Raw genomic sequence first — 20,498 nt, forward strand, 5'->3', positions numbered from 1 at the left:
AGGCCGACATGAGCAGGCCCGCATGAGAGGGCCCCGATGACGCCCCAGGTGCCGCGGCCCGTCACGCGCCAGGTGCCGGTGCAGGCGCTGCCCACGCGGCCGCAGCCCGCACCGCCGCCCCTGGACAAGCCCGGCCTGTCCGAGGACCCGGAGTGGTACCGCACGGCCGTGTTCTACGAGGTCATCGTGCGGGCCTTCTCGGACACCGGCGGCGCGGGCACGGGCGACCTGCGGGGCGTGACCGAACGGCTGGACTACCTGCAGTGGCTGGGCGTGGACTGCCTGTGGCTGCCGCCGTTCTACCCGTCGCCGCTGCGGGACGGCGGGTACGACATCGCCGACTACACGTCGATCGCGAGCCAGTACGGCACGATCGGGGACTTCACCGAGCTCATCGAGGCGGCGCACGCGCGCGGTATCCGCGTGGTGGTGGACCTCGTGATGAACCACACCAGCGACCAGCACCCGTGGTTCCAGGCGTCGCGGTCGGACCCGGAGGGCCCGTACGGCGACTTCTACGTGTGGTCGGACGACGACACGCGCTACGAGGACGCGCGCATCATCTTCGTGGACACCGAGACGTCGAACTGGACGTTCGACCCGGTGCGGCGGCAGTACTTCTGGCACCGGTTCTTCCACCACCAGCCGGACCTCAACTTCGAGAACCCCCGCGTGGTGGACGCCATGCTCGACGTCGCGCGGTTCTGGCTGGGGGTCGGCGTCGACGGCTTCCGCCTCGACGCGGTGCCGTACCTGTTCGAGGCCGAGGGCACCAACTGCGAGAACCTGCCGGAGACGCACGCGTTCCTCCGCCGGGTGCGCCGCATGATCGACGACGAGTTCCCGGGCCGGATCATGCTGGCCGAGGCGAACCAGTGGCCGCAGGACGTGGTGGACTACTTCGGCACGGCGGACGAGCCCGAGTGCCACATGTGCTTCCACTTCCCCGTGATGCCGCGCGTCTACTACGCGATGCGCGACCAGCGCGCCCGGCCCCTGCTCGACATCCTCGCCGACACGCCGGACATCCCCGCGCCGGGCGGGCAGTGGTCGACGTTCCTGCGCAACCACGACGAGCTCACCCTCGAGATGGTCTCCACCGAGGAGCGCGCGGCGATGTACGGGTGGTTCGCGCCCGACCCGCGCATGCGCGCCAACATCGGCATCCGCCGCCGCCTGGCGCCGCTGCTCGACAACTCGCGCAAGGAGGTGGAGCTCGCCCACGCGCTGCTGCTCAGCCTGCCGGGCAGCCCGTGCCTGTACTACGGCGACGAGATCGGCATGGGCGACAACATCTGGCTGCCCGACCGGGACGCGGTGCGCACGCCCATGCAGTGGACGCCCGACCGCAACTCCGGCTTCTCCACCGCCGACCCCGGCAAGCTCTACCTGCCGCTCGTGCAGTCGCTGGTGCACCACTACCAGCACGTCAACGTCGAGGCCCAGCTCGCGCAGCCCTCCTCGCTGCTGCACTGGGTGCACGGCATGCTCGCCGTGCGACGGCTGCACCCGGCGTTCGGTACCGGGGCGTTCGCGCCCCTGGAGGCCGACGACGACGCCGTGCTCGCGTTCACCCGCACCTCGGCGGACGAGACGCTGCTCGTGGCGGCGAACCTGTCCGCGACGGCGCGGTCGTCCGTCGTGCGCGTGCCCGGCCGCGCCGGCTGGTCGCTCACCGACCTGTTCGGCGGCGCCCGCTTCCCCGACGTCGGCGCGGACGGCACCGTGACCATGACCTGGGGGTCGCGCGACTTCTACTGGCTGCTCCTGACCCCGCCGGGGCGCGGCGAGGGCGACACCTCCGCGCCATCGACCGGAGGCGAGCCGGCATGACCGCGGTGCGGCCGGCCGCGGGCGTCCCCGACCCGAGCGTCGGGGAGCTGCTCGCCGCCTGGCTGCCCGGCCGGCGGTGGTTCCCCGCGGGCGGCGCGAGCGCCGCCACGGTGCACGTCGAACCGTGGCTCGCGGTGACGTTCGACGACGGCCCGGGCGGCGGCCCCGACGGCGCCGACGTCGTCGTCCTCCTCGTGCGCCTGCGCGGCGCGGGCGTGCCGGGCGGCGAGGTGGTCGCGCAGGTGCCGCTCGTGCTCACGGACCCCGCCGCGCGCGGCCCCGGGTTCGTCGCCGAGGTCCGCACCGCCGCGGGCGACGTCGCCGTGCACGACGGCGGCGCCCACCCCGCCTGCTGGCTCGCCCTGCTGCGGGCGGCCGGCGTCGGCGACGGCGTGCCGGGCGAGGCGCTCGTCGCGGGCGGCCAGGTCGTGGCGGGCGAGCAGTCGAACACGAGCGTCGTGCTGCCGGGCGTGCCGTCGCCGGACGGCACCGGCGGGATGCTCAAGATCCTGCGCACCGTGACCCCCGGGCCGCACCCCGACGTCGTCGTCCCCCGTGCCCTGACCCGCGCCGGCTGGGACGGCGTGCCGCGCTTCCTCGGCGCCCTCCAGGTGGCCACCGCGCCCGGCACGACCACCGCCCTGGCCGTCCTCAGCGAGCTGGTGCCGCGGGCCCGCGACGGGTTCGAGCTGGCGTGCGAGCACGCCGGCCGCGGCGAGTCGTTCGCACACCTCGCGGCCGACCTCGGGCGCGTCGTGGCGGAGCTGCACTCGGTGCTGCGCCAGGCCATGCCGCCCGGGCCGCTGCTCGACCCGGCGACGTTCGTCGGAGGCCTGCGCGACCGGGCGGCGCTCGCCGTGTCCGAGGCGCCCGGCCTGGCGGCCCGGGCCCCCGCGATCGACGCGCTGCTCGACGACCTCCAGGGCCGGCTGCCGCGGCTGCGCCTGCAGACCGTGCACGGCGACCTGCACCTCGGTCAGGCGCTGCACGGCGAGACCGGGTGGAAGCTCCTCGACTTCGAGGGCGAGCCGCAACGGCCCGCCGCCGAGCGCACGGCCCCCGACCTCCCGCTGCGCGACGTCGCGGGCATGGTCCGCTCGTTCGCGTACGCGGCCGCCGTCGGCGGCGCGCCCGACCCGTGGTGGGAGGCGGAGTCCGTGCACGCCTTCCTCGCCCGCTACCGTCAGTCGGCCGACACGTCCGCGGCCGTGAGCGGGCTGACCACCCGACGTCCGCCCGAGCTCGACCCGCCCACCGCCGACGCCGTCCTCGCCGCCCTCGTGCTGGACAAGGCGCTCTACGAGGTGGTCTACGAGACGCGGCAACGGCCGACCTGGGTGCACATCCCCCTGTCGGCCGTCGACCGCGTGCTCACCCGGCCGCGCTGACCCCGCCGAGCAGGTCGTTCGCGCAGCGCACCGCGGCGGCGAACGCCTCCGGGTCGCCCCCTTGCGAGGTGACCCGGAGCGTCACGCTCTGGCCCGCACGCAGCGTGACGAGCCCGGCGTCGACGCGCGCCGCCGGGTCCACCACGTCGACCGGGCAGAAGACGTCACGGGCGAGCGAGGTCGCGGTCAGCCGCAGCTCGCAGCCCCCGGGGACGGGCGACGCCTCGATCCGCAGCGGGCTCGGGTCGAGCCGCTGGTCCACGACCTCGGCCCCGTGCCGCAGGGCCGCCGCCACGCCGGACTCGGGGTCGTCGGCCGTCGCCACGAGCACCTCGGCGGCCGCGTCGTCGAACGTGGCGACCTCGGCGGGCACGGTGACCGTCGCCGCGCCGCGGGCGGGCGCGTCGACCTCCACGGTCGCCTTGGCCAGGACCGACCCGTCCAGCGCCTCGCGCGTGACCGTCCAGGTCCCGGCCAGACGCTCGCCGGTGTCGTTGACGACGACGAGCGCGACGGTGTCGGGCGCCGGCTCCAGCCCCTCCCACGCGGCGGCCCGGGCCGCCTCGGACGCGCGCGGCTGGAAGGTGGCCAGCCGCGGCGCGTACGCGGCGCGCAGGGCGTGCCACAGCGGCTTGCGGTGCTCGTCGTGGTCGACCGCCGCCCACGACACCACGGGCCAGTTGTCGTTGAGCTGCCACACGATGGCGCCGGTGTTGTGCGGGGTCAGGGACCGCACGTGCTCGATGCCGAAGCGCACGGCGTGCGCCTGGTTGAGTTGCGTGGTCCAGTGCCAGTCCTCGATCGTCGCCGGGTCGGGCAGGTGCCCCTGCCAGCCGCGCTCGAGCTTGGCGTTGCCCAGGTGCGCCTTCTGGTGCACGAGCATCTGGTGGCCGAACGGGTCGAGCGGCTCGTCGTGGACCACGCGCGTGAGCGTCGACCAGGCGGGCGGACCCTGGAAGCCGAACTCCGACAGGAACCGCGGCCGGTAGCGGGCGTAGACGGAGTAGTCCTCCCGGTTCCACACGTCCCAGACGTGCATGGTGCCGTAGCGCTCGTCGTTCGGGTGACGGTAGTCGCCGAACGAGTACGGGCTCGCCGGCGAGTACGGGCGCGTGGGGTCCAGCTCGGCGAGCACGCCGGGCAGCAGCTCGCGGTAGTACAGGTCGCCCCACGGACGGCCGCCGAGCCGGCCGGCCCAGCCCCAGTCGACCGAGCCCCACGTGTTCTCGTTGTTGCCGTTCCAGATGACGAGCGACGGGTGCGGACTGAGCCGCGTGACGTTCTCGCGGGCCTCGGCCTCCACCTCGGCGCGCATCGGCTCGTCCTCGCTGTACGCGGCGCAGGCGAACGGGAAGTCCTGCCACACGAGCAGGCCGCTCTCGTCGGCGAGGTCGTACAGGTCGTCGGACTCGTAGATGCCGCCGCCCCACACCCGCAGCAGGTTGATGTTCGCCTCGAGGGCGTCGTCGACCCGGCGCGCGTACCGGTCGCGGTCGATCTCCGTGAGGAACGCGTGGTCGGGGATCCAGTTCGCCCCGCGGACGAGCACCGTCTCGCCGTTGACCTTGAGGAGGAACGGCGCTCCGGCCTCGTCCGCGGTCGTGTCCAGCTCCACCGTCCGGAACCCGACGCGCCCCGCCCAGCGGGCGTCGCCGGCCGCGACCTCGACGTCGTACAGCGGCTGGTCCCCGTGGCCGACCGGCCACCAGCGCCGCACGCCGGGCACCTCGACGGTCACCGTGCCCTCCGCCCGCCCCGCGGGCACGCTGCCCGTGGCCACGAGCTCCCCGCCGTCCGGCCCGGTGAGGGCCACGCGCAGCGGGACCTCGCCGTCCGCCGCCACCCCGTCGCGCTCGATCTCGACGTGCGCGACCAGGACGCCGTCGTGCGCGCCGTCGGCCCCCGCCACGACGTCGACCAGCGGTCGCACCGCGGCGATGCGCACCCCGGACCACGAGTCGAGGCCGATCGGCTTCCAGATGCCGGCGCCGGCGACGTCGATCCCCCAGTCCCAGCCGAACGAGCAGGCCATCTTCCGCAGCTGGTTGTACTCGTGGTGGTTGGTCGACGGCAGCACCCCGTCGCGCTCGGCGCGGGCCAGCGCCTCGGGCACGGGCGCGGCGAACGTGACGACGAGGGAGTTGTCGCCCTCGCGCAGCGCGTCACGGGCGTCCCAGCGGAAGGACCGGAACATGTTCTCGGTCCGCCCGAGCTCCACCCCGTTGAGCTCCACCGTCGCCACGGTGTCGAGGCCGAGGGCGACGAGGTCGTGCCGCGCGGCGTCGCCCGGCCGCCACGCGAACGTCGTCGCGTACCGCCACGCCGTGTCGCCGATCCACTGCTGCGCCGCCTCGTTGTCGCCGTCGAACGGCTCGTCGACCAGCCCTTCGCGGTGGAGGTCGAGGTGCGCCTCGCCGGGCACCACGGCGGGGATCCCGTCCGCGAGCGCCGGCGCCACGCCGTCGGGCGCGTCGGCCGCGAGCTCCGCGGCGGTCAGGCTCCACCCCTGGTGCAGGGCGCGGAAGGTCGTGGGGAGGTGCGTCATGGCGGAGTCCTTCGTGGTTCGCAGGGAGTTCGCTGGGTGCCGACCCGGTCAGGGTCGCAGGTGGCTCAGCCGGACGCCGGACGGCGCGGCTCGCGCAGGACGCGCGCGCCGCCGGCAGGCACGGTGGTCAGGGGCCCGACCTCCGCCCCGGACAGCAGGTCGTGCCCGGCGGCGGCGACCTTCTGCTCGTCGCCGGTGTGGTTGAGGAGGAAGAGGTAGGAGCGGTCGTCGCCGCGGCGGCGCACCGCCTCGAGCCCGGGCGCCGCGTCGAGGACGCGCGGCAACTCGCTGTCGTCGACGAGCCGGTCGACGAGCCGCCCCACGCCGTCGGCGCCGAGCGCCGCCGAGACGTACCAGGCGGCGCCGTCGCCGATCTCGCGCCGGGTCGCGGCCGGCCCGCCCGCGAGCGAGCTCGAGGCGTACCGGACCACGGCCTCCGCCCCGTCGAGGTGGACGCGCTCGGTCCACTCGGTCGCCTCGCCGCCGTCGTCCAGCCGGACGGCCTGCCCCTCCTGGAGGGGGTAGAGCTCGTCGCTCCAGGCGCCGAGCACGTCGGCGAACGCGCCCGGGAAGCCGCCGGTGCGGACCTGGCCGTCGTCGTCGCAGACGCCGGACAGGTAGGTCACGAGCAGTGTGCCGCCCCGCGCGGGGACGGCGGCGAGCCGCGCGGCCGCGTCGTCGTCGACGACCAGGAGCGTCGGCACGACGACCAGGTCGTAGCCGTCGAGCGGCGCGCCGGGCGGCACGACGTCGCACACCACCTGCCGGTCCCACAGGGCCCGGTGCCAGGCCCGCAGCTCCCGCCCGTACGACAGCTCGCGGTGCGGCATCAGGCCGTGCTGGAGGGCCCACCCGGCGGGGTCGTCGACCACCATCGCGGCCCGGGCGGGCTCGACGGCCGTCCCGGCGACCTCCGCCAGCGAGCGCAGGTGGCCGCCCAGCTCGACGACCTCCTGCCACACCCGCGACCGGGTGCCGCTGTGCGGGAGCATCGCCGAGTGGAACTGCTCGGCGCCGGCGCGCGAGGCGCGCCACTGGAAGAACATCGCGCCGTCCGACCCCCGGGCGACGTGACCGAGCGAGTGCCGCACGATCTCCCCGGGGTCCTTGGCGCGGTTGCGGCGCTGCCAGCTCGGGGCGCCGGTCGAGCTCTCCATCAGCAGCCACGGACGCCCCGGGGACATCCCGCGCACCCGGTCGGCGGCGAAGGCGAGGTCGTGCTCGCGGTCGCCCGCCGGAAGGTCGCCGACCAGCGTGTAGTGGTCGTTGGCGACGACGGCCGTGTGCGGCGCCCACGACGCGTAGTCGACCACCTGGGCCCCGGCGCCGACCATGAGGTTGGTCGTGACGGGCGCGGCGGAGTGCCGCTCGAGGACCTCCTTCTCCGCCAGGTAGTGCGCCAGCAGCGCGTCGGACGAGTAGCGCTCGTAGTCGAGGTAGAGCCCGGGGTTGGGGGCGCCGTGCCGGCCGCGCGGCGGCATGATCTCGTCCCACTCCCCGTACCGGTGGCCCCACTGCGCCGCGCCCCACGCCGCGTTCACGGCCTCGAGGGTGCCGTGCCGAGCCTGCAGCCACCGGCGGAACCCCGCCGCGGAGTCGTCGCAGTAGCAGCGGGCGTTGCCGCCGCCGAGCTCGTTCCCCACGTGCCACAGGCGCACGGCGGGGTGGTTCCCGTAGCGGCGGGCGAGGGCCTCGACGTGGCGCAGCGCGTACCGGCGGTAGACGGTCGACTCCGGGCACCACGCGTTGCGTCCCCCGGCGGGCTCCCGGTACCCGTCGGCGAGCACCGGCGCGATGCCGGGGTGCGCGGTGAGGAGCCAGCTCGGCGGCGCCGCGGTGGGGGTGGCCCGGTCCACGGCGATCCCGTGGGCGTGCAGCAGCTCGATCGCGTCGTCCAGCCACGACCAGTCCCGCACGCCGTCGGAGGTCTCCACGGTCCCCCAGGCGAAGACGCCGAGGGTCACGAGGTTGACGCCCGCCTCGCGCATGAGGCGCACGTCCTCGTCCCACACCTCCCGCGGCCACTGCTCGGGGTTGTAGTCGCCGCCGTAGGACAGGCCGTCGGTCGGCCAGCGCGTCGCGGTCGTGGTGGGCGCCGCCGTCACGACGTGCTCCGGGCGGCCGCCCCGCCCTGCGCCTGCGCCGCGGGCACGCCGGCCTCCTGCCACTCGCCCGCGAAGTGGTCGTAGCAGACGCTGTTGTCGATGGCGCCGCGGTCCGTGCCCTCCTGGGTGAGGGTCACGCGGTCGACGCGCTCGGGGTCCGGTGCCGCCGTCGCGAGGAGCTTGGTGTAGTCGTGGTGCGGGTCGAGGATCACCGCGTCGGCCGGTCCTCGCTCCACGACCCGCCCCCGGTACAGCACGACGATCTCGTCGGAGAAGTGCCGGGCGGTCGCCAGGTCGTGCGTGATGTAGAGGACGGCGAGGCGGTCCTCGCGCTGCAGGCGGCCGAGCAGGTTGAGGACGCCGAGCCGGATCGACACGTCGAGCATCGACACGGGCTCGTCGGCGATGAGCACCTGGGCGCCCGGGGCGAGGGCACGGGCGATGGCGACGCGCTGCCGCTGGCCGCCGGACAGCTCGTGGGGCCGGCGCGGGGCGATGTCCTCGGCGGGCGTGAGGTTGACCCGCTCGAGCATCTCGACCACCCGCTCGTGCGTCTCCTGCGCCGTGCGGGTGCGCTGGTGGATCCGCAGCGGACGGGCGACGTGGTGCTCGATCGAGTGGAACGGGTTGAGCGACGCGAACGGGTCCTGGAAGACCATCTGCACCTGGCGCCGGTACAGCGACCCCTGGACCGGGGTGTCGTCGTCGAGGCGCACGTCGACCGTCCCCGACGTCGGCTTCTCCATGCGCGTGAGGATCTTCGCGATCGTCGACTTGCCGGAGCCCGACTCCCCCACCAGGGCCACGGTGCGCCCGGGGACCAGGTCGAGGCTCACGTGGTCGACGGCGCGCAGCCGCGACCGGCGCAGCCCCGTGCGGATCGAGTAGTCCTTGACCAGGTCGGACACGTGGACGCGGGTCATGCTCGGTCCTCCTGAGCGTTCTGCACGGGTGTGCCGGCGTCGGCGAAGTCGTCGACGCCGCTGCGGATGAAGCCGCCCCGCTCCCCCGACAGGCTCGGGAACGAGCCGAGGAGCTTGCGGGTGTACGGGTGGCGCGCCTCGCGGTACAGCCGCTGGGCGGTGTCGAGCTCGACGATCTCGCCCGCCAGCATGACCGCGATCCGGTCGCTGATCTCGAGCAGCAGGGGCAGGTCGTGGGTGATGAACACGACCGCGAAGTCGAGCTCGTCGCGCAGCCGTACGATCTCGCGCAGGATGTCGCGCTGCACGACGACGTCGAGCGCCGTCGTCGGCTCGTCCATGATCATGATCTGGGGCTCCAGCAGCATCGCCATCGCGATCATGACGCGCTGGCGCATGCCGCCGGACAGCTCGTGCGCGTACGACCCGAGGCGCCGCGGGTCCACGCCGACGCGGGTCAGCACCTCCTCCGACCGGCGGCGCACCTCGGCCCGCGGCGTGCCCGGCCGGTGGGCCAGCAGCGTGTCCCGCAGCTGTGCCCGCACGGTGGTCACCGGGTTGAGGGCGTTCATCGCGCCCTGGAACACCATCGACAGCTTGTCCCAGCGGAACGCGCGCAGCGCGGAGTCCTCCAGGGCGAGCACGTCGACGTCCGCACCGTCGCGGTCGTGGAAGGTGATGCTCCCGGACGCGATCCGCGCCGGGGGCCGGTGCAGCCGGTTGACCGCGTAGGCGAGCGTCGTCTTGCCGCAGCCGGACTCGCCGGCGAGGCCGAGGATCTCCCCGCGGTGCAGCGTGAGGCTCGCGCCCTTCACCGCCGTGACCGGCTGCTCCACCTCGTAGACCACCGTGAGGTCCGAGACCGTGAGGACCGGTTCCGTCCGGCCGCCGCGGGCGGCGGTCCCTTCGTCGTGCACCAGGGTCGTCGTCATCGCGCGGACACCTCCTTCGCGCCGTCCGCCTCGCGGACCGCGTCCGGCTCCTGCGGGCGCGACCGGCGGTGCGCGCGGGCCAGCTCGCGCTCGAGGCGGGCGGCCTTGCGGGCCCGCCTGCGGTGCTGGCGCAGGTTCTTGAGCTTGGGGTTGATGATCTCGTCGATCGAGAAGTTGATGAGCGACAGGCCCATGCCGAACAGCGCGATCACCAGGCCCGGCGGCACGAACCACCACCAGGCGCCGAGGGAGAGGGCGAAGCCGTTCTGCGCGTAGAAGAGCATCGTGCCGAGCGTCGCGGAGTTCGACGCCCCGAGGCCGATGAACGACAGGCCGGCCTCGCCGAGGATCGCCGCGATGACCGCGAAGACGAACTGCGACGCGATCACCGGCAGGAGGTTCGGCAGGATCTCGACGACGATGACGCGCCACGGCTTCTCGCCCGAGACCTTCGACGCCGCCACGTAGTCACGGTTGCGCACGGACAGGGTCTGGGCCCTCAGCACCCGCGCCGACGCGGCCCAGCTCGTCACCGCCAGCACGACGGCGATGGTCCACAGGCCACGGCTCTCGCGCGGCACGAAGCCGGAGATGACGATCACGAGCGGCAGCCCGGGGATCACCAGGAAGACGTTCGAGAGCAGCGAGAAAGCCTCGTCGGCGAAGCCGCCGCGGTAGGCGCCGTAGATGCCGAAGAACGCGGACAGGGCGGTGGCCAGCACGCCGACCAGCAGGCCGATCTGCAGCGAGCCGCGGGTCGCGTACGCCAGCTGGGCGAGCACGTCCTGGCCGGTCTGCGTGGTGCCGAGCAGGAAGTCGGCCGACGGCGGGGTCAGCCCGATGTCGCGGATCTGCCGCGGGTCGCCGACCAGGTACGGGCCGAAGGTGCCGAAGAGCGTGATGACGCCGACCAGCACCAGGCCGACGGCCAACCAGGGCGTCATCGTGGGCAGGAGCATGCGCCAGCCGGAGCGCGGCGCGCCGCCGGCGCGGTCGCGCGCCACCTCCGCGGCCTCGGCCTCGTCCACGAGGGACGGTTCGTTCGCAGGACTCAGGTTCGTCATGACGGTGCCTCCTCTCAGGACCGGGCTCGGGTGCGCGGGTCGATCAGGCCGTACAGCAGGTCGACCACGAGGTTCGCGCCGAGCACGGCGAGCGTGATGACGAGGAACAGCCCCTGCATGAGCGCGTAGTCGTTGTTGGTCACGGCCCCGAGCAGGCGTCCGCCGATGCCGGGGTACGAGAACACCTGCTCGGTGATCACCGACCCCGAGACGACGAACCCGAGCGAGATCGCGAACCCGGCGACCGACGGCAGCACGGCGTTGCGCGAGGCGTAGGAGCGCAGCACCGTGCGCGGGGACAGCCCCTTGGCCTCGGCGGTGAGCACGTAGTCCTCGGACAGCGTGGAGACCATCATGTTGCGCATCCCGAGCAGCCAGCCCCCGACGGAGGCGAGCACGATCGTCAGCGCCGGCAGTGCGCCGTAGTGGATCGCGGAGAGGATGAACTCCGCGTTCCAGCCGGGGTCGAGGACGACGTCGTAGCCGCCCTGCAGCGGGAACCAGCCGAGCACGCGGGCCAGGACGTACGCCAGGATCAGCGCCAGCCAGAAGTACGGCACCGCCGCCAGGAGGGTGGTCGCCGGGATCAGCGAGTCCAGCCAGGTGCCGGGCTTCCACCCGACGAACGCTCCGAGCGTCACGCCCAGGACGGCGGCCATCACGGTGGCGATGCCCACCAGGACCACCGTCCACGGGAGCGACTGCGCGATGACGTCCGTCACCTGCGCCGGGTAATAGCTGACCGACACGCCCAGGTCACCGTGGACGAGGTTGTTCAGGTAGTCGACGTACTGGTTCCACAACGGTTGGGAGTCGTCGCCCCCGAGGAGGAGGGCGTACGCCTCCCGGGTCTCGGGCGTCACCGTCCCGCCGCGCTGCTGCAGCTTGGCGAGCAGGATGTCGACCGGGTTGCCCGGGAGGAGCCGGGGGATCGCGAAGTTCAACGTCAGCGCGGCCCACAGCGCCACGACGTAGAAGCCCATCTTGCGCAGGAAGTAGTTCACGGCAGGGTGCTTTCCTCGGGGACGACGTCTCGGGTCATGTCAGCCGGCCGGCTGGATCTTCTTGAAGATCTCGGCGGCGTCCATCGCGGACCACACGGCCGGGAAGGCGTACAGGTCGTCGTCGGACGGCCAGCCGCTGAACTTCGCCGTGTTCCACACGCTCGTCGTGCCGCCGGTGAGGATCGGCACGTACGGCATGTCCTCGAGGATCTGCTCCTGGATGGTGTCGAAGTACGGCTGGCGCGCCGCCGCGTCGTCGAGCGGGAGCTTCGCCAGCTCGTCGAGCGCCTTGTCGACCTCGGGGTTGGAGTACCGCGAGTAGTTGTTCCCCGCGGACTTGCCGACCTTCGCGCCGGAGCCCGAGTCGAAGAAGTAGTTGTAGAGGTAGAACGGGTCGGGAGCGGGCCCCTGCCACAGGGAGTCGATCGCGAGCTCGAACTTGCCCGACCCCTTCTTCTCCGTCCACTCGTTCCACGACGACTGCGCGGTCTGGAGGTCGATGCCGGCCGCCTTCGCCTGGGAGGCCATCGTGTCCAGGGCGGTGATGTAGTCCGTCCACCCGGTGACGACCTCGACCGTGAGCGTGAGCTTCTCGCCGTCCTTGGCGTAGATGCCGTCCGAGCCCTTCGCCCAGCCGGCGTCCTCGAGCAGCTGCGCCGCCTTGTCGGGGTCGGCCGTCATCGGGGCGGTCTTCTCGGTCACCGCGTCCGAGACGAACTCGTCCTGGCTGGGGGTCAGCGTGAAGACCGGGGACATCTCGTTCGCGGTCTCCATGAACGCCAGCTTGTTGAGCTGGGTGCGGTCCATCGCGTAGTACAGCGCCTTGCGGACGGCGGGGTCCGTCTGCGGGCCCGTGCACCCCATCTCCGCGCTCGAGCAGGTGGACAGCACCATCTGGTTCTGCCACTGCGTGTACGCGTCGTAGCTCGGGAAGTTCTGGTGGGTGTTCTGGATGTCCGGGATGGGGCCGGTCTGCCAGTCGACCGTGCCGGCCGCGATCGCGTCGGCGCCGGCCTGGTTGCCCGACAGCGACAGGAAGCGGATGTTCGTGACGGCAGGCTCACCGCCCCAGTAGTCGGGGTTCGCCTTGTACGTGAACGCCTGCGGCTTGAAGCTGTCGAGCAGGTAGGCCCCCGTGCCCACGGGGTTCTCGATGACGTCCTCGACGGGGTTGATGTCCTTCCACAGGTGCTCGGGCACGATCGGCGTGTTCATGACGTCCGGCCCCTTGACGAACGCGGGCTGCTCGAACGTGAACGTCACGTGGGTGTCGTCGACGGCCTTCGCGGTCCCGTCGAAGCCGCCGCTGTTGATCGAGGGGTTGTCCTTGAGGAGGGTGAAGGTGAACTCCACGTCCTTCGCGGTGAAGGGCTCGCCGTCGCTCCAGGTGACGCCCTCGCGCAGCGTGACGGACAGCTCCGTGCCGTCGTCGTTCCACGCCTGCTCGGTGCCCAGCAGCGGCACCGGGTCCCGCACCTCGGCCTTGTTGTAGAAGAACAGGGGCTCGTAGATGGTCCCGAGGCCGCCGATCTTCGAGGGCGAGAACGGGTTGAAGTTGATCTGGTAGTCGCCGGCCTGGCCGGTGTACGCGACGAGCGTGCTGTCCGCGCCCCCGCCCGAGCCGCCCGAGCTGCCGGCCGAGCCGCCCCCGGAGCACGCCGCGAGGGCGAGACCGAGGGCCGCGACACCGGCGAGCACCGCGCCGCGCCGACGGATTCCTGTCCTGAGGAACATCTGCGGTCCTTTCTCGTGCCGGCACCAGAGCCGGCTCCAGCGGCGCCGTCGTCGGCGCTCGTGGGTATTCTTGCCATGGTTAACTTAAGCGGTCAAGTGCCGTAGGTCACTCACGCAAGGAGGCGATAGATGCTGCTGGACGGCGTCGCGCAGGTCGTCTCGTCGCGCCGTCTGCTCGATCTCGTGCGGACCCGCGGGTCGATCAGCCGGGTGGAGCTGGCCCGGCTCTCCGGCCTCACCTCCCCGACCGTCACGCACGTCGTCCGGGGGCTCCTGGACCTCGGTCTGGTGCACGAGACCGGGGTCCAGCAGCGCGGCCGCGGCCAGCCGCGCCGCCTGCTGAGCGTCACGGCGGACGCCGGGTACGCCGTGGGCATCCAGGTCGACCTGACGACCGCGACGGCGGTGGTCGTCGACTTCGCCGGTGCGACGGTCGCGAGCGCCGGGCTGCGGGGCTCCGGACGGCGCTCGCCCGCCCGGACCGTGGGGACGCTCGTCGACCACGTGGGCGACCTGCTCGCGAGCGCCGGCGTCCCCCGCGACCGTGTGCTCGGCGTGGGCCTCGTGACCCACGGCCCGCAGGACCGGGAGCGGGGCATGCTCCTCACCGCGCAGCCCACGCCCGCGTGGGAGAGGTTCCCCCTGACGGCGCGGCTCGCCGCCGGGCTGGGCCTGCCCGTGCTGCTGGAGAACGACGCGACCGCGGCGGCCGTGGGCGAGCTGTGGACGCGGGAGCTCGACACCGAGACGTTCGGGCTCGTCTACATGGCCTCGGGGATCGGCGGGGCCGTCGTCGTGGACGGCGTCGCCTACCGCGGGCGCGCCTCCAACGCGGTCGAGATCGGCCACGTCCCGCTCCCGGACGCGCGCTCCGCCTGCGTCTGCGGCAACCGCGGGTGCACGCAGGCGGTGGCCGGCCCGGCGGCCGTCGTCGCCCAGGCCCTGGCCCGCGGCGACGTCGCCGAGCGCTGGGGCGTGCGGGGACCCGCCGAGGACACGCTCGCCGACTTCGAGCGCGTGGCCCGCGCCGCGCGCGACGGCGACGCCGCCGCCACCGACCTGCTCACCCGGTCCGCCCGCCGGGTCGGCCAGGCGGCCACCGTCCTCGTCAACCTCTTCGACGTGGACACCGTGCTGCTCGCCGGCCCGGCGTTCGCGACGGCCGGCCCCCTGTACCGCCGCGTCGTCGGCGCCGCGCTGTCCGAGCACGCCCTCAGCCGCACCCTCAGCCCGCCCCGGGTGGCGCTCTCCGGCCAGGTCGCCACGGCCGCCGCCGTCGGCGGCGCCCTCACGGTGCTGCGCGGCGCGCCCGACACGGGACTGCCCCTGGGGCGTGCCCGACCCCGACCGTCGACCGACCTCAGCCCCGAGCCCGAACCCGACCAGCCCGCCACGATCGGAGCCCTGTGACCACCGACCACCACGTCCTGCACCGCGACGGGACCGCCCTCGTCCTCCACCTGCCGACGCACGGCCTGCCCGCCGTCGTGCACTGGGGAGCGGACCTCGGTCCGCTCGACGACGACGCCGCCCACGCCCTCCTCCGGGCGACCAGCCGCCAGACGCCGCCCGGCACCCTCGACGCCGCCTGGCGCCTGCCGCTCCTGCCGCAGGAGTCCGACGGCTGGTCCGGCCGCCCCGGCCTCCTCGTCACGCGTGCCGGCGGCCCCGTGTACCCCCGTTGGGAGTCCTCCGTGGACCGCCCGGACGAGGCGAGCGCGATCATCACCGCCGTCGACGCGACCGGCGGCCTCACCCTGCGCACCCGCGTGGAGGTCGGCCCCGGCGGCCTGGTCGTGCTCGACCACGAGCTCGTCAACGACGGCGCCGACCGTCTCGAGGTCGCCTGGCTCGAGGCGACCCTGCCCGTGCCGAAGACGGCCGACCACCTCACCACGTTCGGCGGCCGGTGGACGCGCGAGAAGTCCCCGCTCACGACCCCGATGCCACGGGGGACCACCGTGCGCGAGTCCCGCCGGGGCCGCGGCGGCCACGACGGCCCGTGGGTGACCCTCGCCTCCGAGGGCGCGCCCCGCGCCGGGGAGGGCCGGGTGTGGGCCGCTCACCTGGGCTGGAGCGCCGACGTGCGCCACCGCGTCGACCGGGTCACCGAGCACGTCTCGCTGCTCGGCGCGGGAGAGCTCCTCCGGCCCGGCGAGCTCGTCCTGACGCCCGGCGAGTCGTACCGCGCGCCGACGGCGTACTTCGCCTGGTCGGACGGCGGCCTCGACGGCGTCGCGGCACGGTTCCACACCTGGCTGCGCGCGCGCCCCGAGCACCCGCGCTCGCCCCGGCCGCTCGTGCTCAACACCTGGGAGGCGGTCTACTTCGACCACGACCCCGAGCGCCTCTTCGCGCTCGCCCGGCGGGCGGCGGAGGTGGGGGTCGAGCGCTTCGTCCTCGACGACGGCTGGTTCCCCGCGCGCCGGGACGACACCAAGGGTCTCGGCGACTGGGTGGTCGACCGAGGCGTGTGGCCCGACGGCCTCGAGCCGCTCGCCGGGCTGGTGCACGGCCTGGGGATGCAGCTCGGCCTGTGGTTCGAGCCGGAGATGGTCAACCTCGACTCGGACCTCGCGCGCCGGCATCCCGACTGGATCCTGGCCAACCCCGCCTCCGTGCCGTCGCCCGACGGCCTGTCGTTCCGCACCCAGTACGTGCTCGACCTGGCGAACCCCGACGCGTGGGAGCACGTCCGAGGGCAGATGTCCGCGCTCGTGACGGACCTCCGCATCGACTTCGTCAAGTGGGACCACAACCGGGACCTGGTCGAGCCCGTCCACGACGGCGCGCCCGGCACGCACGCCCAGACGCTGGCCGCCTACCGGCTCCTGGACCGGCTCCGGGAGGACCACCCCGCGCTGGAGATCGAGTCGTGCTCCTCGGGCGGGGCGCGCACCGACCTCGGCATCCTCGCCCGCACCGACAGGGTCTGGGCCTCCGACTCCAACGACCCGGTGGAGCGGCAGGACGTCCAGCGCTGGACCGAGCTGGTGCTGCCCCCCGAGCTGGTCGGCGCGCACGTCGGACCCTCGCCCGCGCACTCCTCCGGGCGGGCCACCGACCTGTCGTACCGGATCGCCACGTCGCTGCAGGGCTCGGCCGGGTTCGAGTGGGACATCCTCGGCTGCACCCCGGAGGAGACCGCCCGGATCACCGCGTTCGCGGCGCTCTACAAGGAGCTGCGCGGCCTCCTCCACTCGGGCACCGTGCGGCACCCCGACACCGCCGACCCCGCCCTCCGGGTGCGCACCGTGGTCGCCCAGGACCGGTCGGAGGCCGTCGTCACCGTCGCGACCGTCGCGTCGCCCGAGGAGGCGCTCGCGGAACGGCTGCGGATCGACGGTCTCGACCCGGAGCGGCGGTACACGGTGCGGCTGCGGGACGAGATCGGGGAGTCACGCTGGGGCTGGGTCACGCCGGGCTGGCTCGGCGACGGACCGGTCACCCTGTCCGGCCGGGTGCTCGCCGAGGTCGGGCTGCAGCTGCCGACGCTGTGGCCCGTCCAGGCGCTCGTGCTGCACCTCGCTCCGGCCTAGGCCGGCGGTCCGGTGCTCCCCCGCACCGTGAGGGTCGGGGTCGAGTCGCGGTACGCCCGCGCCTCGGCCCCGGCCATCCGCTCGAACAGCCGCCGAGCCACGTGCGCCCCGTAGCTCGTCACGTCGTGGCTGAGCGCGGTGAGCCGGGGGTACGCCGCCTGGCACAGCGGCGAGTCGTCCCAGGCCACCAGCGAGACGTCCTCGGGCACGCGGGCCCCGAGCCCGTGCGCGACCCCGAGGCCGGCGAACGCCATGACGTCGTTGTCGTAGATCACGGCCGTCACGGGGTCGTCCGTCTCCAGCAGGGAGCGGGTGGCGGCCGCACCGGAGTCCGGCGTGAAGTCCGCCCGCGCCACCCGGGCGACCACGCCCGCGCGCGTCGCCTCGTCGTCGAACGCCAGGTCACGGATGGTCGTGTGCCCGAAGCCCTCCGTGCCGGACACGCGGCCGATCCTGCGGTGCCCCAGCCCGGCGAGGTAGCGCACGCACTCGCGCAGGGCCGTGGCGTCGTCGGTGTACACGGCGGGCAGGTTCCCCGCGAACTCGGGGTCGCCCACGACGACGGCGGGCAGGGCGTCGCGCTCCGACAGCGCCGCGATCCGGGGGTCGTCCTTGCGGGGGTCGACCACGATCACGCCGTCGACGCGGCGGGCGGCGTGCCAGCGCCGGTGCGCCTGGGTCTCGGCGTCCATGTCGGGCACGACCTGCAGCAGCAGCCCGTACGAGCGCTCCGTGAGCACCTGCTCGATGCCCGCGATGAACTGCATGTAGAACGACTCGAAGCCCAGGGTCTCCGGGGCGCGGGCGAGCACCAGGCCGATCGTCTCCACCCGCGCGCCGGACAGGGCCCGGGCCGCCTGGCTCGGCACCCACCCGAGCTCCGCCGCGACCCCGAGGATCCGCGCCCTGGTCTCGTCGGAGACGCCCGGGCGGTCGTTGAGGGCGTAGGACACCGCCCCCGTGGACACACCGGCCCGCCGGGCGATGTCCGCGATCGTGATCCGAGCCATCCGCTCTCCTTCCCGAGCAGGATGGTATGCCTCGCCGGGCCGCTGCCCGCGCCCGGGGTCGGGCCGCGCGTCGGAACGCGCCCGACATACGTCCGTGGAATCGTGGGCGCATGACGCCGTCGCCACCGCCCGTCGACCCCGAGGTGCTGACCGCCCTGGCCCAGGGCACGCTGCACGACCCGCACGCCGTGCTCGGGCCGCACCTGCTGGACGACGACGGCTCGCCGGGCGACCGGGCCTGGGCCGTCGTGCGGGTGCTGCGGCCGTTGGCCGACGAGGTGACGGTCGTGACCACGGACGGCGAGCACCCGGGGCGGCACGTGGCGGCGGGCGTGTGGGAGTCGGTGGTGCCGGCGGGCGTGGACGCCGGCGGCGGGCGCCACGCCCCGGACTACCGGGTACGCACCCGCTACGACGACGACGTCCAGACCGTCGACGACCCGTACCGCTTCCTGCCCACCCTGGGCGAGGTGGACCTGCACCTGATCGCCGAGGGCCGCCACGAGGAGCTGTGGCGCGCGCTCGGCGCCAACCCCCGCCGCTTTCCGAGCGCGCTGGGCGACGTCCACGGGACGGCGTTCGCCGTCTGGGCGCCGAACGCCCGGGGCGTGCGCCTCGTGGGCGACCACAACCGCTGGACCACGGTGCACCCGATGCGCTCGCTCGGCGCGAGCGGGGTGTGGGAGCTGTTCGTGCCCGGCGTGGGCGAGGGCACCCGGTACAAGTTCGAGGTGCTGGGCGCCGACCGCGTGTGGCGGGCCAAGGCCGACCCGCTCGCCAAGGGCACGCAGGTGCCGCCGGCCACGGCGTCGGTCGTCGTCGACTCGGCGTACGAGTGGGCGGACGGCGAGTGGATGGCGCGCCGCGCGGCGTCCGACCCGCACGCCGGGCCGGTGAGCGTCTACGAGGTGCACCTGGGCTCGTGGCGGCCGGGGCTGGGCTACCGCGAGCTCGCGGAGGAGCTGACCGCCTACGTCGTCGAGCACGGCTTCACGCACGTCGAGCTGCTGCCCGTGGCGGAGCACCCGTTCGGCGGGTCCTGGGGCTACCAGGTGACCGGCTACTACGCGCCGACCGCGCGGTTCGGGCACCCCGACGACTTCCGGTACCTCGTGGACCGCCTGCACCAGGCCGGCGTCGGCGTCATCCTCGACTGGGTGCCCGGCCACTTCCCCCGCGACGAGTTCGCCCTCGCGCGGTTCGACGGCGGCCCGCTGTACGAGCACCCGGACCCCCGCCGCGGGGAGCAGCCCGACTGGGGGACGCTCGTCTTCGACTTCGGCCGCCGCGAGGTGCGGAACTTCCTCGTCGCCAACGCGACGTACTGGTTCGAGGAGTTCCACGCCGACGGCCTGCGCGTGGACGCCGTCGCGTCGATGCTCTACCTCGACTACTCGCGCAAGCCCGGCGAGTGGGAGCCGAACGTGCGCGGCGGGCGGGAGAACCTCGAGGCCATCGCCTTCCTGCAGGAGGCCAACGCCACCGCCTACCGCCGCTCCCCCGGCGTGATGATGATCGCCGAGGAGTCGACGGCCTTCCCCGGCGTCACCCGGCCCACCGACGCGGACGGGCTCGGCTTCGGGCTGAAGTGGAACATGGGCTGGATGAACGACGGGCTGCGGTACGTCGCGCACGACCCGATGTACCGGCGCTACCACCACCACGAGCTGACGTTCTCGCTGGTCTACGCGTTCTCGGAGCAGTACGTGCTGCCGATCAGCCACGACGAGGTGGTGCACGGCAAGGGCTCGCTGCTGCGCCGCATGCCGGGCGACCGGTGGAAGCAGCTCGCGGGCGTGCGCGCCTTCCTCGCCTACCAGTGGACGCACCCCGGCAAGCAGCTGCTGTTCATGGGCCAGGAGTTCGCGCAGGACGCCGAGTGGGACGAGGGCTCCGGCCTCGACTGGTGGCTGCTCGAGACTCCCGGCCACGCCGGGGTGCAGCGCCTGGTCCGCGACCTCAACGCCCTCTACCGGGCCACGCCCGCCCTCTGGGAGCGGGACTTCGACACCGCCGGGTTCGAGTGGCTCGACGCCGACGACGCCGACCACGACACGCTCTCGTGGGTGCGCCGGTCCGCCGACGGCGACCCCGCCGTCGTGGTCGTGAACTTCGCGGGCGTGCCGCACGAGGGGTACCGCCTCGCGCTGCCCGACGGCGGCGCCTGGGACGAGGTCCTCAACACGGACGCCGAGGTCTACGGCGGCTCCGGCGTCGGCAACCTCGGGCGCGTGCACGCCCAGGACGTGCCCTGGAAGGGGCGGCGGCACTCCGTCACGCTGCGGGTGCCGCCGCTCGGCGCCCTCGTCCTGCGCCCCGGCGCGGACTGACCCTCGACGAATCGAGCGTGGGGGGGTGTTTAAGCAAGCGGGCGGGGGGGGCGCAAGGTACGAAGGCAGGTGGGGGCGCGGGGGTCGGACA

The 20,498-nt window shown here is 73.9% G+C and carries 13 protein-coding genes; 5 read left to right on the plus strand and 8 right to left on the minus strand.

Annotated features, from left to right (window positions below; translation table 11 throughout):
- Positions 1–36: 36 nt before the first annotated feature.
- Both treS and ACFQ8T_RS16570 read left to right on the plus strand, forming a co-directional pair.
- Positions 37–1,833, plus strand: a complete 1,797-nt coding sequence (treS, locus tag ACFQ8T_RS16565) for a maltose alpha-D-glucosyltransferase (RefSeq protein WP_430547579.1) — start codon at positions 37–39, stop codon at positions 1,831–1,833.
- The gene (locus ACFQ8T_RS16570) at positions 1,830–3,221 is read left to right on the plus strand and encodes an aminoglycoside phosphotransferase (RefSeq protein WP_430547580.1); all 1,392 of its coding nucleotides are present in this window, start codon (positions 1,830–1,832) and stop codon (positions 3,219–3,221) included. The genes treS and ACFQ8T_RS16570 overlap by 4 nt, the downstream gene beginning before the upstream one ends.
- On the opposite strand, the gene ACFQ8T_RS16575 is transcribed toward ACFQ8T_RS16570, so the two are convergent.
- The 7 genes from ACFQ8T_RS16575 to ACFQ8T_RS16605 all read right to left on the minus strand — a co-directional run bounded on the left by ACFQ8T_RS16575 (position 3,205) and on the right by ACFQ8T_RS16605 (position 13,528).
- Positions 3,205–5,766, minus strand: a complete 2,562-nt coding sequence (locus ACFQ8T_RS16575; protein WP_430547581.1) for a glycoside hydrolase family 2 protein — start codon at positions 5,764–5,766, stop codon at positions 3,205–3,207. The genes ACFQ8T_RS16570 and ACFQ8T_RS16575 overlap by 17 nt on opposite strands.
- Before the next feature lie 65 nt (positions 5,767–5,831).
- Positions 5,832–7,871, minus strand: a complete 2,040-nt coding sequence (locus ACFQ8T_RS16580) for a beta-galactosidase (RefSeq protein WP_430547582.1) — start codon at positions 7,869–7,871, stop codon at positions 5,832–5,834.
- The gene (locus ACFQ8T_RS16585) at positions 7,868–8,794 is read right to left on the minus strand and encodes an ABC transporter ATP-binding protein (protein ID WP_430547583.1); all 927 of its coding nucleotides are present in this window, start codon (positions 8,792–8,794) and stop codon (positions 7,868–7,870) included. Before ACFQ8T_RS16585 ends, ACFQ8T_RS16580 begins: the two co-directional genes overlap by 4 nt.
- A complete protein-coding gene (locus tag ACFQ8T_RS16590; protein WP_430547584.1) occupies positions 8,791–9,726 on the minus strand; it encodes an ABC transporter ATP-binding protein in 936 nt (311 codons plus the stop codon). Before ACFQ8T_RS16590 ends, ACFQ8T_RS16585 begins: the two co-directional genes overlap by 4 nt.
- Positions 9,723–10,790 (minus strand): ABC transporter permease, encoded by a 1,068-nt coding sequence (locus ACFQ8T_RS16595; RefSeq protein WP_430547585.1) that lies wholly within the window; start codon positions 10,788–10,790, stop codon positions 9,723–9,725. The genes ACFQ8T_RS16590 and ACFQ8T_RS16595 overlap by 4 nt, the downstream gene beginning before the upstream one ends.
- Positions 10,791–10,804: 14 nt before the next feature.
- Positions 10,805–11,794, minus strand: coding sequence for an ABC transporter permease (locus tag ACFQ8T_RS16600; protein ID WP_429766949.1), 990 nt, complete (start codon positions 11,792–11,794; stop codon positions 10,805–10,807).
- Positions 11,795–11,833: 39 nt separating this feature from the next.
- A complete protein-coding gene (locus ACFQ8T_RS16605; RefSeq protein ID WP_430547586.1) occupies positions 11,834–13,528 on the minus strand; it encodes an ABC transporter substrate-binding protein in 1,695 nt (564 codons plus the stop codon).
- Between the two features lie 129 nt (positions 13,529–13,657).
- On the opposite strand from ACFQ8T_RS16605, the gene ACFQ8T_RS16610 reads away from it, so the two are divergent.
- Both ACFQ8T_RS16610 and ACFQ8T_RS16615 read left to right on the plus strand, forming a co-directional pair.
- Positions 13,658–14,938 carry an ROK family protein gene (locus tag ACFQ8T_RS16610; protein ID WP_430547587.1) on the plus strand — a complete coding sequence of 427 codons (1,281 nt, stop codon included), beginning with the start codon at positions 13,658–13,660 and terminating at the stop codon, positions 14,936–14,938.
- Positions 14,935–17,067 (plus strand): alpha-galactosidase, encoded by a 2,133-nt coding sequence (locus ACFQ8T_RS16615; protein ID WP_430547588.1) that lies wholly within the window; start codon positions 14,935–14,937, stop codon positions 17,065–17,067. The genes ACFQ8T_RS16610 and ACFQ8T_RS16615 overlap by 4 nt, the downstream gene beginning before the upstream one ends.
- On the opposite strand, the gene ACFQ8T_RS16620 is transcribed toward ACFQ8T_RS16615, so the two are convergent.
- The gene (locus ACFQ8T_RS16620; RefSeq protein ID WP_430547589.1) at positions 17,064–18,077 is read right to left on the minus strand and encodes a LacI family DNA-binding transcriptional regulator; all 1,014 of its coding nucleotides are present in this window, start codon (positions 18,075–18,077) and stop codon (positions 17,064–17,066) included. The two genes, ACFQ8T_RS16615 and ACFQ8T_RS16620, sit on opposite strands and share 4 nt — an antisense overlap.
- A 110-nt stretch (positions 18,078–18,187) precedes the next feature.
- On the opposite strand from ACFQ8T_RS16620, the gene glgB reads away from it, so the two are divergent.
- Positions 18,188–20,407 (plus strand): 1,4-alpha-glucan branching protein GlgB, encoded by a 2,220-nt coding sequence (glgB, locus tag ACFQ8T_RS16625; protein ID WP_430547590.1) that lies wholly within the window; start codon positions 18,188–18,190, stop codon positions 20,405–20,407.
- Positions 20,408–20,498: the final 91 nt, after the last annotated feature.

The sequence above is a fragment of the Isoptericola sp. NPDC056618 genome, assembly GCF_042792715.1.
Classification (GTDB): Bacteria; Actinomycetota; Actinomycetes; order Actinomycetales; family Cellulomonadaceae; genus Isoptericola; species Isoptericola nanjingensis.